Origin of the sequence: Rhodovulum steppense (assembly GCF_004339675.1) — a bacterium.
Lineage (GTDB): Bacteria > Pseudomonadota > Alphaproteobacteria > Rhodobacterales > Rhodobacteraceae > Rhodovulum > Rhodovulum steppense.
The window spans coordinates 85,521-100,884 of the sequence record NZ_SLVM01000006.1; the positions used below are offsets into that span (position 1 = coordinate 85,521).

A 15,364-nucleotide genomic window follows, 5' to 3' on the forward strand; every position below is an offset into this window, starting at 1 on the left:
GTCGCCTTTGCAAACAATCGTCCCGGAAATGGCTTATTGGTTCCAAGAACGCAGTCCAGCGAGATGGGGCATTCGAAAGCCGGACCGGATGCCTAAACATACAGACGATATTCCACCGCGCCGCTGGCGGAGACTCATCGGAGTCGTCCTGCTGCTCTGCATCGCCAATTATGTGATGCGGCTCTTCTCGCTGTCGTTTCTGGACTATTCGGCGCTCCTGCCGGACGGAGGTGCGGGGCTCTCGGCAGAGGAGGCGGCGCTGGCTCGATACGCGGGCGCATGGTTCGAATATGCGCTGACCACCCTGGCCCAGATCGCCCTTTCGCTGCTCCTCTACCTCGTGACGGTGTTACGCGAAGGCGTGCGGCTGGTCCGCTTCGGAACCAGCGGGCTGAGGCTGTCACTCTCCAGCCACGCGCTGCTGCTGCTCGTCACCCTCGTCATCGGAGGTGGCATCCTGATGATTCTGTCGAACCCCTCTTCGCTCGAGGGAACGCGGGCTGGTGGACCGCTCGCCTGGACTTGGCTGATTTTCGGGATTTCGGCGATGGCGCCGCTGATTGCAAATCTGTGTTTCGTGATCGATCCCGAGCTCACCGAACGCGCCATGCAGCGGACGCCCAGAGACCGCGCCTGACGGCCGCGAGCCGCTGATCGGCCCGGCTTCGCAGCCTCAGCCGCGCTTTGTCTCGATCGCCTCCCAGATCCCCGCGGCGAGGTTCCTTTCGTCGAACCGCTCAAGCTCTTGCAGCCCGGTGGGCGAGGTGACGTTGATCTCGGTGAGCCAGTCGCCGATCACGTCGATGCCGACGAACATCTGGCCATGGTCGCGCAGCGTCGGCCCGATGGCGGCACAGATCTCCAGATCGCGCGCCGACAGCGCCGCCCGCTCGGCCCGGCCGCCGACATGCAGGTTCGACCGCGTCTCGCCCTCGGCGGGCACGCGGTTGATCGCGCCGATGGGCTCGCCGTCGACCAGGATCACCCGCTTGTCGCCCTTCTCGACCGCGGGCAGGAATTTCTGCGCGATCAGCGGCTCGCGGCTCATGCCGGTGAACAGCTCGTGCAGCGAGGCAAGGTTGCGGTCGCCATGCTCCAGCCGGAACACGCCTGCGCCGCCATTGCCGTAAAGCGGTTTCAGGATGATGTCGCCATGTTCGGCCTTGAAGGCGCGCAAGGTGGCCAGGTCGCGGGCGATGATCGTGGGCGGGATCAGCGCGGGGAATTTCAGCACCAGCAGCTTTTCGGGGAAGTTGCGCACCCAGAACGGGTCGTTCAGCACCAGCGTCTTCGGCGTCAGATGTTCCAGCAGATGCGTGGTGGTGATATAGCCCATGTCGAAGGGCGGATCCTGACGCAGCCAGACCACGTCATACGCGCCCAGATCGACCTCCTGCTCGGCGCCCAGCGCATAATGGTCGCCCACCACCCGGCGCAGTTCCAGCGGCCAGCCGCGCGCCATCACGCGGCCATCGTTCCAGTAAAGCCGGTCGGGCGTATAGTAGAACAGGCTGTGCCCGCGCGCCTGCGCCTCTTCGGCAATCCGAAATGTGGTGTCGGCGGCGATGTCGATGGACCCGATCGGGTCCATCTGGATGGCGACCTTGAGCGGCATGGATACCCTCCCCGTTTCGGCCCTTCATGGCCGAGCGGACCGGGCTTTGCAACGCCGCTCAGGCGGCGAAGGCGTTCTCGAGGATCTCGACCCGGCCCATGCCGTCCACCAGGGCCACATCGAACCGGATATCGGTCAGCTGGCCGCGGGGTTCGCCGTCCAGGAATTCCTGCGCGGCAGCCATGATCCGCGCCGCCTGGCGGGGCGTGATCCGCTCGGCGGCGCGGGCGAAGCTGCGGCTTTGCTTCACCTCGACAAAGATCACCTCGTCCCCTTCGCGGGCGATCAGGTCGATCTCGCCCGCCCGGCCGCGCCAGCGGCGGGCGGCGATCGCCAGCCCGCGCCGTTCGTAACCACGGGCAACGCTGTCCTCGGCTGAAAGCCCCGCGTGAAATCCGACAGTCCCGCTCATTCCTTGCCCTCGATCTTCAGCGCGGCACGATAGACTTCGCGGCGCGGCAATTCCAGCGCGGCCGCCACCTCTGCGACCGCATCCTTGACCGATCCGCGCGCCAGTGCCGCCCGCAACGCCGCCTCCATCTCCTCGGGCGCCGCCGCCGCGCGCGTGCCCCGGCCCACGACCACCACGATTTCGCCCTTGACCTCGCGCCCCTCGAAGGCCGCGGCCAGTTCACCCAGCGTGCCTCGCGTCACTTCCTCGAAGCGCTTGGTCAGTTCCCGGCACACCGCTGCCGGGCGCATCTCTCCCAGAGCATCCGAAAGTTCCCCTAATGTTCCTATAACGCGCCGGGGCGATTCGTAAAATACCAGTGTCGCCGCAATCCCGCCGATCTCGTCGAAAAGCGCGCGCCGCGCTGCGGCCTGGGACGGTGGAAAGCCCACGAACAGTACCCGGTCGCTGGGCAGCCCCGCCACCGTCAGCGCCGCCAGCATCGCCGATGGCCCCGGCGCTGTGTGGACCGGGACGCCCGCCGCAATGGCGTCGCGGGCCAGCGGATAACCCGGATCTGCCACCATCGGGGTGCCTGCCTCGCTGACGCAGGCGACCGACTTGCCGGCGGCGGCCATCGCGATCAGCTTGTCACGCACGCCCGGCGCGGAATGGTCGTGATAGGCGATCAGCGGCCGGTCGCCCAGCGCGATGCCGTGGATCTGCATCAGGTGGCGCGCGGTGCGGGTATCCTCGGCTGCGATCACATCGGCCGAGGCCAGGATGTCGAGCGCCCGCAAGGTGATGTCGCGCGCCGCACCGATGGGTGTGGCGACGAAATGGATGCCCGGGGGCAGGGATATGTGCTGGATGTCCAGGCCGGGCCTCTGGGTTTTGTCTGGCGTTTACTTGGGCGGCCGATCCGCATAGGCTCGCCCCGACCCGAGGGACGACGCGAGGAAGTGCCCATGTTCGCTGTTTTCCGCACCGCAGGCAAGCGGTTGGCCCTGATGATGGCGGCCCTTCTGCTGGTTGCCGCCTGCCAGCCCACTTCCGGCCCAGGCACCGGTCCCAGCGTGAATACCCGCCAGGCGGTGCCCGTGGCGCTTCTGGTGCCGGGCGGTTCGGCCTCGGCGGGCGATCAGGTGATCGCGCGCAATCTGGAAAATGCCGCACGGCTGGCCATTGCCGATCTGCAGGGGGTCGAAATCGACCTGCGCGTCTACGCCACCGCGGGCAGACCCGACCAGGCGGCGGCGGCGGCGCAGAAGGCGGTGGCGGACGGCGCCAAGATCATCCTCGGCCCGCTCTATGCCGAATCCGCCAATGCGGTGGGCGTTGCCGCGGCGGCGCGCGGGATCAACGTGCTGAGTTTCTCGAACAATACCCAGATCGCGGGGGGCAATGTCTTCGTGCTGGGACCGACATTCGAGAACAGCGCGAACCGGCTGGCCAGCCATGCCGTCGCGCAGGGGCGGCGCAATTTCATGGTGATCCACGATCCCGATCTGGCGGGCCAGACCGGCCGCTCGGCGATCGAGCGCGCGGTGGCCCGCAGTGGCGGGCGGGTCGCTGGCACCGGCACCTATGAGCTGTCGCAGAACGGCGTCGTCCAGGCGATCCCGGATCTGGCCTCGCGCACGCGCGGGTCGGGCGCGGATGCGGTCTTCTTTACCGCGGCGACCGCGGGCGCGCTGCCGCTGCTGGCGCAGCTTCTGCCCGAGAACCGGGTCGATCCGGCCAGCGTCAAGTTCATCGGCCTGACCCGTTGGGATATCCCGCCCTCGACGCTGGCGCTGCCGGGGTTGCAGGGCGGCTGGTTCGCCTTGCCGGACCCCGATCTGGCCCGCCGCTTCGAAGCGCGCTACATGACCGCCTATGGCGAACCCCCACACCCCACCGCGGGGCTGGCCTATGACGGCATAGCCGCGATCGGCGCGCTGGTGCGTCAGGGCAGTTCCGACGCGCTGACGGTCCGGGCACTGACTCAATCCTCTGGTTTTGCCGGGGTGAACGGTGTATTCCGCCTGCGCCCCGACGGCACCAACGAGCGTGGGCTGGCCATCGCCGAAATCCGGAACAACCAGGTGATCGTGATTGACCCCGCCCCCAGAAGCTTCACCGGCGTCGGCCTCTAGCCGCGCCGCACAAGACAACGCCCCCCCCCCTGCCGAGGATCTGGCGCCCGACAGCCTGATCTGTCCGGCAGATGCCATCTTCGACCGCGCGGCTTTCGCTGCGGAACTCGCGCGCCAGAGCGCCGGGGAAAGCGACCCGCGGGCGCTGCGCGACGGGATGGTGGGCTATCTGCGCAAGGCGCGGACCCACGGGCGCGACGCAATCGCCAAGGCCTTCGTCACGCGCCCGTTCGACGCTGGCCCGACCGTGCGCGCCTATACCTGGCTGACCGACCGCCTGGTGCGCGCGACGCTGGAGATCGCATCGCAACACCTGCACCCGAAGCCCAACCCGACCGAGGGCGAGCGGTTGGCCGTCTTTGCGGTGGGGGGCTATGGTCGCGGCGAGATGGCGGCCCATTCCGATGTGGATCTGTTGTTCCTGACGCCCTGGAAAATCACCCCCTGGGCCGAGAGCGTCATAGAATCGATGCTCTACATGCTGTGGGATCTGCACCTGAAGGTCGGCCATTCCTCGCGCACGGTGAAAGATTGCGTGCGCCTCGGGCGCGAGGATTACACGATCCGCACAGCGCTTCTGGAAAATCGCTTCCTCGCCGGGCACGCGCCGCTCGACCAGGATCTCAACCATGCTCTCTGGCGCGATCTCTTCGAAGGCACCGAGGCCGATTTCATCGAGGCCAAGCTGGCCGAGCGGTCGGACCGCCACAAGAAGCAGGGCGGCCAGCGCTATGTGCTCGAACCCAATGTCAAGGAGGGCAAGGGGGGGCTTCGCGACCTGCAATCGCTCTACTGGATCGCGAAATACATCTACCGCGTGGACCGCGCCTCGCATCTGGTCAGGCTGGACGTCTTTACCGAGGAGGAGTTCAAGGGCTTCCTGAACGCCGAGCGGTTCCTGTGGGCCGTGCGCTGCCATCTGCACCTGATCACCGACCGGGCGATGGATCAGTTGACCTTCGACCTTCAGGTCGATGTGGCGGCGCGGATGGGCTATACCGACCATGGCGGTCGCCGGGCGGTCGAGCATTTCATGCAGGATTTCTTCCGCCACGCGACCACGGTGGGCGACCTGACGCGCATCTTCCTGACCAAGCTGGAAGCCGCCCATGTGAAAAGCGAACCGCGGCTTATGGGGCTGTTCCGGCGTCGTCGCAAGATGCCCGAGGGCTACGAGATCGCGCAGAACCGGATGAACGTGGCCGACCCCAGGGCGTTTCTGGCCGACAAGGTGAACCTGCTGCGCATCTTCGAGGAGGCGCTGAAGGCGGGCACGTTGCTGCACCCCGACGCGATGCGGCTGGTCGCGGCCAACCTGCGGCTGATCGACGACAGCGTGCGCGCCGATCCCGAGGCGCAGCGCATCTTTCTCGACCTGATGCTGAAGCATGGCAATCCCGAGCGCGCACTGCGGCGGATGAACGAACTGGGCGCGCTGTCGGCCTTCATCCCGGAATTCGAGCCCATCGTGGCGATGATGCAGTTCAACGTCTATCACCACTACACGGTGGACGAACACATCATCCAGTGCATCTCGACGCTGGCCCGGATCGAGCGGGGCGAACTGGTCGAGGAACTGCCCATCGCCAGCCGCATCCTCAAGGAGGGGGTCAACCGGCGGGTGCTTTACGTCGCGCTCCTGCTGCACGATATCGGCAAGGGTCGGCCCGAGGACCATTCGGTGCTGGGCGCGCAGATCGCGCGCAAGGTGGCGCCGCGGCTGGGGCTGAAACCCGACGAGTGCGAAACCGTCGAATGGCTGGTACGCTATCACCTGCTAATGTCCGACATGGCGCAGAAACGCGACCTGTCCGACCCGCGCACGGTGCGCGACTTCGCCAAGGCGGTGCAGAACAAGAAGCGGCTGGACCTGCTGACGGTGCTGACGGTCTGCGACATCATCGGCGTCGGCCCCGGCACCTGGAACAACTGGAAGGCGCAACTGATCCGCCAGCTTTACCGCGAAACGGCAACCGCGCTGGAAAAGGGGCTGGAGGCCGTCAACCGCCGCACTCGCGAGGATCAGGCCAAGCGCGCGCTGCGCGAGGCGCTGGCCGATTGGGACAAGAAGGATCTGCGCGCCGAGACCGCGCGCCACTACCCGCCCTACTGGACCGGCCTGCCCGGCGGCACCCATGCGGTCTTTGCCCGGCTGTTGCGCGATCTGGGGGATGACGAGATCCGCATCGACCTGGCCGAGGATGCCGACCACGACGCCACCCGCGTCTGTTTCGCGCTGGCTGACCATCCGGGCATCTTCTCGCGGCTGGCGGGCGCGCTGGCGCTGGTCGGGGCGAACGTGGTGGACGCGCGCACCTATACCACCAAGGACGGTTATGCGACAGCCGTCTTCTGGGTGCAGGATTCCGACGGCACCCCCTACGAGGGCGCGCGCCTGCCCCGCCTGCGCCAGATGATCGACAAGACGCTGGCGGGCGAGATCCGGCCGCGCGAAAAGCTTGCCGACCGCGACAAGCTGAAGAAGCGCGAAAAGGGCTTCCGCTTTCCGACCTCGATCACCTTCGACAACGAGGGATCGGAAATCTACACCATCATCGAGGTCGATACCCGCGACCGGCCGGGCCTGCTTTATGACCTGACGCGCGTGCTGGCCGACAGCAATGTGTATATCGCCTCGGCCGTGATCGCGACCTATGGCGCGCAGGTCGTGGACAACTTCTATGTCAAGGACAGCTTCGGGCTGAAACTCCATGCCCGCACCCGGCAGGAATCGCTTGAGAAGAAGCTTCGCGCCGCGATCGAGCGGGGCGCGGAACGGGCGGGCGGGTGATGCAGCCGATCCGCCTGATCAGCGGTTTCGTCACGGTGGGCGTGTGGACCTTTGTCAGCCGCATCGTGGGCTTCGTGCGCGACATCCTGATCGCGGCCTATCTGGGCGCGGGGCCGGTGGCCGAGGCGTTCCTGATCGCCTTTTCCCTGCCGAACATGTTCCGCCGCTTCTTTGCCGAGGGCGCGTTCAACATGGCCTTCGTGCCGATGTTCGCGAAAAAGCTCGAAGGTGGCGACGACGCGCTGGGATTCGCGCGCGATGCCTTCACCGGGCTGGCCACGATCCTGATCGTCTTTACCCTGCTGGCGCAGGTGGCGATGCCGTTCCTGGTGCTGGCGATGGCCGGGGGCTTTGTCGCGGACGAACGGTTCGACCTTGCGGTGGATTACGGACGGATCGCCTTTCCCTATATCCTGTTCATCTCGCTGGCCGCGCTGTTGTCCGGCGTGCTGAACGCGACGGGGCGCTTCGTCGCCGCCGCCGCCGCGCCTGTGCTGCTGAACCTGTTCTTCGTCGTGGCGATGGTGGTTGCTGCCCGCATGGGCTGGCCCATCGGGGATGCGCTGGCCTGGGCGGTGCCGGTCGCGGGGATCGCCCAGCTTGCGCTGGTCTGGGTCGCGGCCTCGCGCGCGGGGTTCCGGCTGACCATCCGACTGCCCAGGATGACGCCCGAACTGAAGCGGCTGGCGATCATTGCCGCCCCTGCCGCGCTGGCGGGCGGCGTGGTGCAGGTGAACCTGCTGATCGGCCGTCAGGTCGCCAGCTTCTTCGAGGGGGCGGTGGCCTGGCTGTCCTATGCCGACCGGCTGTACCAGTTGCCGCTGGGCGTTGTCGGCATCGCCATCGGCGTTGTGCTGCTGCCGGACCTGTCGCGGCGGCTGCGGGCCGAGGACACCAATGGCGGACGCGACGCGTTCAACCGCGCGGGCGAGATGGCGCTGGCGCTGACGGTTCCGGCCGCCGTGGCGCTGGCCGTCATTCCCGGCGCGATTGTCGGCGTGCTGTTCCAGCGCGGCGCCTTCGATGCGTCCGACACCGCGGCCACCGCGCTGGCGGTGGCGGTCTATGGCGCGGGACTGCCTGCCTTCGTGATGCAGAAGGTGTTGCAACCGCTGTTCTTCGCGCGCGAGGATACGCGGCGGCCGTTCTACTATGCGCTCTGGGCGCTGGCCGTGAACGCGGGCCTTGCCATCGGGTTTGCGCCCTTCATCGGCTATATCGCGGCGGCCTGGGGCACCACGCTGGCGGGCTGGGCGATGGTCGCGTTGCTGTGGCGCGGTTCGCGCCGCTATGGCGCGGCGGCGACGCTGGACGACCGGTTCCGCGCGCGGATCTGGCGTATCCTCGCGGCCTCGGCGCTGATGGGCGCGGTCCTTCTGCTGACGGCCTGGGCGCTGGCGCCCTGGCTGGAGGCAGGCCGGATCCGCTATGCCGCACTCGCCGGGCTGGTGGGGGTCGGGATGCTCGCCTATTTCGGCGCGGGCCACCTTCTGGGCGCGTTCCGCCTGTCCGAGTTCCGCCGTGCGCTCCGCCGTCAGCGGTGACGGATCCGCGCCCGGACGCGGCCCCAGCCGCCCGGGCTGACGACAAAGGACATCAGGAAGCCGGTGGCGAAGCCCGCAAGATCGGCCAGCCAATCGTTGTTGCCCCCGAACAGCAGGCCGAAGACCAACTGGATCGCCAGCAGGATGCCGATCAGCGAGAAGGCGCGATACTGGTTCGTCCCCGTCCCGGCCAGCCGCACCCACAGAAGGAAGGTGAAGGCCCCGATCAGCCCGTAGACCGCCGGGAACCCGCCCACCAGCGGCGCGGGATCGTTGAGCAACAGGCCATAGGCCACCGCCCCCATGATCGCCGAGCCGAAGAACACCGCCAGAACCGCCCAGGGCCGGAAGACCTCGGCCACCATCTTGCCCAGCGCCAGGATGAAGACGACGACGAAGACCGCATGCGTCACGCCGCCATGCACGAAGGGATAGGTCACGAAACGCATCAGATGCTGCGGCGGATAGCGCCCCTCGGCCAGCATCCAGTCGAAGACCTGCCCCGAGAAGGCATAGTCCTGAAACGCCGCCAGCCGCCAGCCCACCGCGCCCGGCCCGCCCAGGATGCCGCGCGCCCCAAGGCTCAGCACCACCTCCATCGCGATCACCGGCAGAACCAGAAGCCAGATCACCGCGGGCAGCGGATTCAGCGGATGGGCGTTCGGATCGGGGGACATGCGGCACGGGCCTCGGTTGACGGTGTTGCCCCGCATGGGTAAGCGAGCGAGGCAACAAATTCCAGACGGAGATGACCCCATGACCGAGGTGGTCCACACACCGCGCGTCTTTTCCGGCATCCAGCCCTCGGGCGGGCTGACGCTGGGCAACTATCTCGGCGCGCTCAAGCGCTTTGTCGAGACCCAGGAAAGCGGCGGCATCGAGACGGTCTATTGCATCGTCGACATGCACGCGATCACCGTCTGGCAGGATCCCGCCAAGCTGACCCATGCCACACGCGAACTGGCCGCGGGCTTCATCGCCAGCGGAATCGACCCCGCCCGCTCGATCCTGTTCAACCAGTCGCAGGTGCCTGCCCATGCGCAACTGGCCTGGATCTTCAACTGCGTCGCGCGGCTGGGCTGGATGCAGCGCATGACCCAGTTCAAGGACAAGGCGGGCAAGAATTCCGAGAACGTGTCGCTCGGCCTGTTCGCCTATCCGGCGCTGATGGCGGCGGATATCCTTGTCTATCACGCGACCCATGTTCCGGTGGGCGAGGACCAGAAACAGCATGTGGAACTGACCCGCGACATCGCGGCCAAGTTCAACAACGATTTCGGGGTGGAGTTCTTCCCGCAGCCGGAGCCGGTGATCGAGGGCGCGGCGACGCGGGTGATGTCCTTGCGCGACGGTACCAAGAAGATGTCGAAATCCGACCCCTCGGACATGAGCCGCATCAACCTGACCGACGATGCGGACACCATTTCGAAAAAGATCCGCAAGGCCAAGACCGACCCCGAGCCCCTGCCCGAGACGCTGGACGGGCTGGAGGGTCGGCCCGAGGCGCGCAACCTCGTGAACATCTACGCCGCGCTTGCGGAACTGACGCCCGAGCAGGTGATCGCGGAACATGGCGGCCAGCAATTCGGGACGTTCAAGCCCTCGCTTGCCGATCTGGCGGTGGCGCGGCTGGCGCCGATCACCGCCGAGATGGGGCGGCTGATGCAGGACCCGGCCGAGATCGACCGCATCCTTGCCGCAGGGGCCGAGCGCGCGAACGAGATCGCCGCGCCGATCCTGAGACGGACCTACGAGATCGTGGGGATGGTTGGCGCGCGCTGAGCGCCATCGAACGGTCGGGCGATGGCCCGACAGGCGCATTTCGCCTCGCTGCGCGAGGCGACCGGGGGCCGGGGCCGGGGGCTGACGCCCCCGGCCCCGGCCCCCTTGCGCTTGCGGAACTCGCTGCGCGAAAATCGCGAAAGCCGAATGAACGGGACATTGGCCTGTCGCCATGGCACACTGACCGGCAGGGAGACCAGCCATGCGCTTTCGCTACACGATCCTCTTTGTACCCGACGTGCCCGCGACGCTGGATTTCTACGGGCGCGCATTCGGGATGACGACGGGCTTCCTGCATGAAAGCGGCGAATATGGCGAGCTTGCGACGGGGGAGACGAAGCTGGCCTTTTCCTCGGTGCGGCTGATGACCGAGCTTGGCAAGCATCCCGGCCGGGCGGATCCTGCCGCCCCGGTCTTCGAGATCGCCTTCGAGACCGGGGACGTGGCCGGGGCGGTCGAGCGTGCATTGGCGGCCGGGGCGCGGCTGGTGCAGGCGCCGCGCGACGAGCCCTGGGGACAGACCACCGCCTATGTCACCGACCCGAACGGCTATCTGGTCGAGCTGTGTTCGGCGATCGACGCGTAGCGGCGCGCGGCACGGACTTCACGCATCCGATTCCGTTCCGACATGATCCCGATTCATGATCGACGAATAGTCTATCCGTCCGGTCGCGCCCGGCCGGTTCCCGGGGTCGTGATTCCCCAAGTCCGGCACAGTCGATCCGCCCTTGCCGCCCCGGGAATTCAGGCGAGTTGCCCTCGCTCGGCAGACTCGCCAGCGCCCCCGACCGCCCCGCCGGGGGCGCTTCCTTTGTGGTCTGGACGCTCCTGCGCCCCGGGTCTAGGGTGCGCCCGGATCCAGGAAAGGGGTCAGACATGGCAACCGGCAACAACATCCGCACCTATTTCGAGGGCAGCTGGCACCGTTCCGACCTGGCGGTGATGCGCGCTGCCGATCATGGCAGTTGGCTGGGCACGACCGTTTTCGACGGTGCGCGCTATTTCGAGGGGATAGCCCCCGACCTGATGGCGCATTGCGAGCGGGTGAACCGCTCGGCCGAGGCGCTGATGATCACGCCGACGCTCAGTGCGCAGCAGATGCATGACCTGATCTGGGAGGGGCTGAAGACCTATCCGGAGGATGCCGCGGTCTATATCCGGCCGATGTACTGGGCGCTTGACGGCGATTTCCTGGGGATCGTGCCGAAGCCGGGCGCGACGGGCTTTGCGATCAGCCTGGAGGAAATCGCGATGGCGGCCCCGGGCAGCGCCACGACGCTGACCACGACGCGGTTTCGCCGACCCACGCTGGACTGTGCGGTGGTCAATGCCAAGGCGGGCTGTCTTTATCCCAACAATGCGCGGATGCTGGCCGAGGCGCGTGCCAAGGGGTTCGGCAATGCGCTGGTGGCCGACGCGCTGGGCAATGTCGCCGAGACCGCAACGGCCAACGTGTTCATCGTGAAGGATGGCGAGGTCTTCACCCCGATCCCGAACGGCACCTTCCTGGCGGGCATCACCCGGGCGCGGCATATCGCCAATCTGCGCGCGGCAGGGATCGCGGTGCATGAGACGGTGCTGGGTTTCGACGATGTACGCGCGGCCGACGAGGTGTTCCTGTCGGGCAACATGATGAAGGTGACGCCGGTCAGGGCGTTCGATGACGTGCAGTACCAGCCCGGGCTGATGACCCAGAAGGTGCGCGAGCTTTACTGGGACTGGGCGCATTCGGGCGGCTGAGGGGACGCTCCCGCCCCCGTCCGGCGCGGGGGTATTTGGGCCAAGAAGAAATCCGGACGCTTTCAGGGCCGGGGCGGGTGCGGATGCGCGGGATTGCCAGCGCGGTGCGGCTCGGTCATTCTGGGCGGCGTTCCAAAGGGAGGGCGCGAATGCGCAAGTTCCTCGTGATCCTCGATGACAGCCGCGAATGCCTGAACGCGATGCGTTTTGCCGCGATGCGCGCGGCGCGGACCGGGGGCGGCGTGCAGATCCTGTCGGTCATTCCGCCCGAGGAATACAATCACTGGATCGGCGTGGGCGAGATCATGCGCGAGGAGGCGCGCGAGCGGATCGAGGCGCATTTCGAGGTCTTCGCCAAGTGGATGCGTGACCGACAGGGGGTCGACCCGGAACTGGTGATCCGCGAGGGCGAACCGGTGCCCGAGATCCTGTCGCAGATCCGCGACGATCCCGAGATCGGCATTCTGGTGCTGGGCGCCGGCACCGACAAGAAGGGGCCGGGCCCCCTGGTAACGCAACTGACGAAAAGCTCCGGCACGCTGCCGGTGCCGATGACCATCGTTCCGGGCGGGCTGTCCAAGGAGGGACTCGAGGCGGTCTGCTGAAACTTTCTGGAATTGTTCCAAACTTGACAAGTCGCCTGTCCGGGCGCATATCCCGATCAAACCCGAGGAACGGACTCATGTTCATCCAGACCGAATCCACCCCGAACCCCGCGACGCTGAAATTCCTACCAGGACAGGCGGTGCTGGAAGCGGGCACCGCCGATTTCCCCTCGCCCGGGGCCGAGGGAGCCGACCGGTCGCCGCTGGCGCGCCGCATCTTTGCGGTGGCAGGCGTGCGCGCGGTGTTCATGGGCCAGGATTTCGTCACCGTGACCAAGGAGGACGGGGTCGAGTGGGACCACATCAAGCCCGCGATCCTTGGCGCGATCATGGAGCATGTCCAGTCGGGCCAGCCCGCGATCATCGGCGCGGCCGCGGAGGCGCATGCCGCCCATGACGGGCCGGATGCCGACATCGTGAACCAGATCAAGCAGTTGCTCGATACCCGCGTGCGTCCGGCGGTGGCCCAGGATGGCGGGGACATCACCTTCCACGGCTTCGAGCGGGGCGTGGTCTATCTGCACATGCAGGGCGCCTGTGCGGGCTGCCCGTCCTCGACGCTGACGCTGAAGATGGGCATCGAGAACCTGCTGCGCCACTATATCCCCGAGGTCACCGAGGTACGCCCGGTCACCGAAGAGGTGTGATGGACGCCCCCACGGTCCTGGCCTTCGACACATCGGCCGCGCATTGCGCGGCCGCTTTGCTCTGTGCGGGCCGGATCGTCGTCGAACGGCATGAGGAAATGGGGCGGGGGCAGGCCGAGCGGTTGATGCCGCTTCTGCAAGGGGTGCTGGCCGAGGCCGGGCTGGTCTGGGACGCGCTGGACGGCATCGGGGTCGGCATCGGTCCGGGCAATTTCACCGGCATCCGTATTGCCGTTGCTGCCGCACGCGGGCTGGCGCTGGGGCTTTCGGTGCCTGCGATCGGGGTTTCGGGCTTCGAGGCGATGGCCGAAGGCGCGGCGGGGCCGGTTCTGGTGGCGCTGCCCGGTCCGCGCGGGACGGTCTATCTTCAGCCGCTGGCCGATGGCACGGCGCTGGCCCCGCCCCGCCAAGCCGCGCCCGAGGATATGGCGGATGCGCTGCCGCCGGGGGCGCGGCTGATCGGGCCGGGCGGTTTCGACGGGATCGCGCCCCGGATCGCGCGGATCGCCGCCGCACGGCTGGGCCAGAACCTGCCCCGGCCCGCGCCGCTTTACCTTCGGCCTGCCGATGCCGCACCGCCCGCCGATCCGCCGCCGGTGATCCTGCCGTGACGCCCGAGGCGCTGGCGGCGCTGCATGCGCTGTGCTTCACCCATCCCCGCCCCTGGTCGGCAGCCGAATTCGCGGCGCTGCTGGCCGGACCCGGCGTCTTTCTGGTGACGCTAGGCGACGGCTTCGCCCTTGGCCGCGCCGTCGCGGGCGAGGCGGAATTGCTGACGCTTGCGGTCCATCCCGACGCCCGGCGCCGGGGTCTTGGCCGCAGGCTGATCGCCCGTTTCGAGGCCGAGGCGCTGGCGCGCGGGGCGAGCCATGCCTTTCTGGAGGTCGCGCTGGACAATGCGGCCGCGCGCGCCCTGTATCACGCGGCGGGCTATGCCGAGGCGGGCCGCAGGCCGGGCTATTGCACCGCCCCCGATGGCAGCCGCATCGACGCGCTGATCCTGACCCGGGCGCTGGGGCGTTGAGGCCAGAAACCGGTTGACGCCCTGTCGGGGCTCGTCGCTAAATCAGGGCAAATAGGCGCCCTGCCCTGTCCGCCAATCAACCGGGAGTGATTTCGATGACGCTGTTGCACAAGGCCCTTGGGGCAACCGCCGCGCTGGCCCTGTCCGCGGGCGCCGCGCTGGCCGAACCGGCCCTGATCTACGATCTGGGCGGCAAGTTCGACAAATCCTTCAACGAGGCGGCCTTCAACGGTGCGGAACGCTGGAAGGCCGAGACCGGCGGCAGCTATCGCGAGATCGAGTTGCAATCCGAGGCCCAGCGCCAGCAGGCCCTGCGCCGCTTTGCCGAGGCCGGTCTGAACCCGATCGTGATGGCGGGCTTCGCCTTCGGCTCGGTGCTGGAGGAGGTGGCGGCCGATTATCCCGACACCGTGTTCCAGATCATCGACACCCGCGTAGATGCCCCGAACGTGCGCGCCATCGAGTATTCCGAGCATGAGGGAAGCTATCTGGTGGGCATGATGGCCGCCATGGCCTCGAAATCCGGCACGGTGGGCTTTGTCGGCGGCATGGATATCCCTCTGATCCGCAAATTCGCCTGCGGCTATGCCCAGGGGGTCAAGGCGGTGAATGCGGATGCGACCGTGATCCAGAACATGACCGGCACCACGCCTGCCGCCTGGGCCGATCCGGTCAAGGGCGGCGAACTGGCCCGTGCCCAGATCGCGCAGGGGGCCGACGTGATCTATGCCGCCGCGGGCTCGACCGGGGTGGGCGTGCTTCAGACCGCGGCCGATCAGGGGATCCTGTCGATCGGCGTGGACAGCAACCAGAACCACCTGCATCCGGGCCAGGTGCTGACCTCGATGATCAAGCGGGTCGATCTGGCCGTCTACGAGGCGTTCACCGCGGGCGCCGACCTGGAAACCGGCTATGTCGTCCTCGGCCTTGCCGAGGACGGCGTGGGCTATGCGCTGGACGAGCACAACAAGGACCTTGTGAGCGCCGAGATGATCGCCGCCGTCGAGGAGGCCAAGGCCCGGATCGTCGCGGGCGATCTGGCCGTGCATGACTACATGACCGACAACACCTGCCCGGTGAAGTAACC

General features: G+C 67.5%; 16 protein-coding genes. 12 read left to right on the plus strand and 4 right to left on the minus strand.

Going from position 1 to position 15,364, the window contains the following annotated elements; genetic code table 11:
• The first annotated feature begins 28 nt into the window (after nucleotides 1-28).
• Nucleotides 29-637, plus strand: coding sequence for a hypothetical protein (locus EV216_RS05490; protein ID WP_165899157.1), 609 nt, complete (start codon nucleotides 29-31; stop codon nucleotides 635-637).
• A 36-nt stretch (nucleotides 638-673) separates the two neighbouring features.
• Here EV216_RS05490 and gshB read toward each other — a convergent pair whose 3' ends face one another.
• Genes gshB through rsmI form a run of 3 tightly spaced genes read right to left on the minus strand, consistent with a single transcriptional unit; the run spans nucleotide 674 to nucleotide 2,884 of the window.
• Entirely contained in the window at nucleotides 674-1,615 is a 942-nt protein-coding gene (gene gshB / locus EV216_RS05495; RefSeq protein ID WP_132694061.1) for a glutathione synthase, read from the minus strand.
• A gap of 58 nt (nucleotides 1,616-1,673) precedes the next feature.
• Nucleotides 1,674-2,027, minus strand: coding sequence for a YraN family protein (locus EV216_RS05500; protein ID WP_132694062.1), 354 nt, complete (start codon nucleotides 2,025-2,027; stop codon nucleotides 1,674-1,676).
• Nucleotides 2,024-2,884 carry a 16S rRNA (cytidine(1402)-2'-O)-methyltransferase gene (gene rsmI, locus EV216_RS05505; RefSeq protein WP_132694063.1) on the minus strand — a complete coding sequence of 287 codons (861 nt, stop codon included), beginning with the start codon at nucleotides 2,882-2,884 and terminating at the stop codon, nucleotides 2,024-2,026. Before rsmI ends, EV216_RS05500 begins: the two co-directional genes overlap by 4 nt.
• Before the next feature lie 90 nt (nucleotides 2,885-2,974).
• On the opposite strand from rsmI, the gene EV216_RS05510 reads away from it, so the two are divergent.
• The 3 genes from EV216_RS05510 to murJ are packed head-to-tail and all read left to right on the plus strand — an operon-like array spanning nucleotide 2,975 to nucleotide 8,479.
• Nucleotides 2,975-4,144, plus strand: a complete 1,170-nt coding sequence (locus tag EV216_RS05510; protein ID WP_132694064.1) for a penicillin-binding protein activator — start codon at nucleotides 2,975-2,977, stop codon at nucleotides 4,142-4,144.
• Nucleotides 4,104-6,935 carry a [protein-PII] uridylyltransferase gene (locus EV216_RS05515; RefSeq protein ID WP_132694065.1) on the plus strand — a complete coding sequence of 944 codons (2,832 nt, stop codon included), beginning with the start codon at nucleotides 4,104-4,106 and terminating at the stop codon, nucleotides 6,933-6,935. Before EV216_RS05510 ends, EV216_RS05515 begins: the two co-directional genes overlap by 41 nt.
• The gene (gene murJ, locus EV216_RS05520; RefSeq protein WP_132694066.1) at nucleotides 6,935-8,479 is read left to right on the plus strand and encodes a murein biosynthesis integral membrane protein MurJ; all 1,545 of its coding nucleotides are present in this window, start codon (nucleotides 6,935-6,937) and stop codon (nucleotides 8,477-8,479) included. Before EV216_RS05515 ends, murJ begins: the two co-directional genes overlap by 1 nt.
• Here the strand turns inward: murJ and EV216_RS05525 are convergent.
• Nucleotides 8,470-9,156, minus strand: a complete 687-nt coding sequence (locus EV216_RS05525) for a rhomboid family intramembrane serine protease (RefSeq protein ID WP_132694067.1) — start codon at nucleotides 9,154-9,156, stop codon at nucleotides 8,470-8,472. The two genes, murJ and EV216_RS05525, sit on opposite strands and share 10 nt — an antisense overlap.
• Before the next feature lie 79 nt (nucleotides 9,157-9,235).
• Between EV216_RS05525 and trpS the strand changes: the two genes are divergently transcribed.
• The 8 genes from trpS to EV216_RS05565 all read left to right on the plus strand — a co-directional run bounded on the left by trpS (nucleotide 9,236) and on the right by EV216_RS05565 (nucleotide 15,362).
• Entirely contained in the window at nucleotides 9,236-10,261 is a 1,026-nt protein-coding gene (gene trpS / locus EV216_RS05530; RefSeq protein WP_132694068.1) for a tryptophan--tRNA ligase, read from the plus strand.
• Nucleotides 10,262-10,463: 202 nt separating this feature from the next.
• On the plus strand, nucleotides 10,464-10,847 hold the full coding sequence (locus tag EV216_RS05535) for a VOC family protein (protein WP_132694069.1): 384 nt from the start codon (nucleotides 10,464-10,466) through the stop codon (nucleotides 10,845-10,847).
• 290 nt (nucleotides 10,848-11,137) lie between these two features.
• The gene (locus EV216_RS05540) at nucleotides 11,138-12,001 is read left to right on the plus strand and encodes a branched-chain amino acid aminotransferase (RefSeq protein ID WP_132694070.1); all 864 of its coding nucleotides are present in this window, start codon (nucleotides 11,138-11,140) and stop codon (nucleotides 11,999-12,001) included.
• A gap of 149 nt (nucleotides 12,002-12,150) precedes the next feature.
• Nucleotides 12,151-12,606: a universal stress protein gene (locus tag EV216_RS05545; protein WP_132694071.1), complete on the plus strand. Its 456-nt coding sequence runs from the start codon at nucleotides 12,151-12,153 to the stop codon at nucleotides 12,604-12,606.
• A gap of 77 nt (nucleotides 12,607-12,683) precedes the next feature.
• Nucleotides 12,684-13,253 (plus strand): NifU family protein, encoded by a 570-nt coding sequence (locus EV216_RS05550; protein WP_132694072.1) that lies wholly within the window; start codon nucleotides 12,684-12,686, stop codon nucleotides 13,251-13,253.
• Nucleotides 13,250-13,864 carry a tRNA (adenosine(37)-N6)-threonylcarbamoyltransferase complex dimerization subunit type 1 TsaB gene (gene tsaB, locus EV216_RS05555; RefSeq protein ID WP_132694073.1) on the plus strand — a complete coding sequence of 205 codons (615 nt, stop codon included), beginning with the start codon at nucleotides 13,250-13,252 and terminating at the stop codon, nucleotides 13,862-13,864. Before EV216_RS05550 ends, tsaB begins: the two co-directional genes overlap by 4 nt.
• Entirely contained in the window at nucleotides 13,861-14,277 is a 417-nt protein-coding gene (locus tag EV216_RS05560) for a GNAT family N-acetyltransferase (protein ID WP_132694074.1), read from the plus strand. The genes tsaB and EV216_RS05560 overlap by 4 nt, the downstream gene beginning before the upstream one ends.
• Nucleotides 14,278-14,372: 95 nt before the next feature.
• The gene (locus EV216_RS05565; protein WP_132694075.1) at nucleotides 14,373-15,362 is read left to right on the plus strand and encodes a BMP family lipoprotein; all 990 of its coding nucleotides are present in this window, start codon (nucleotides 14,373-14,375) and stop codon (nucleotides 15,360-15,362) included.
• Nucleotides 15,363-15,364: the final 2 nt, after the last annotated feature.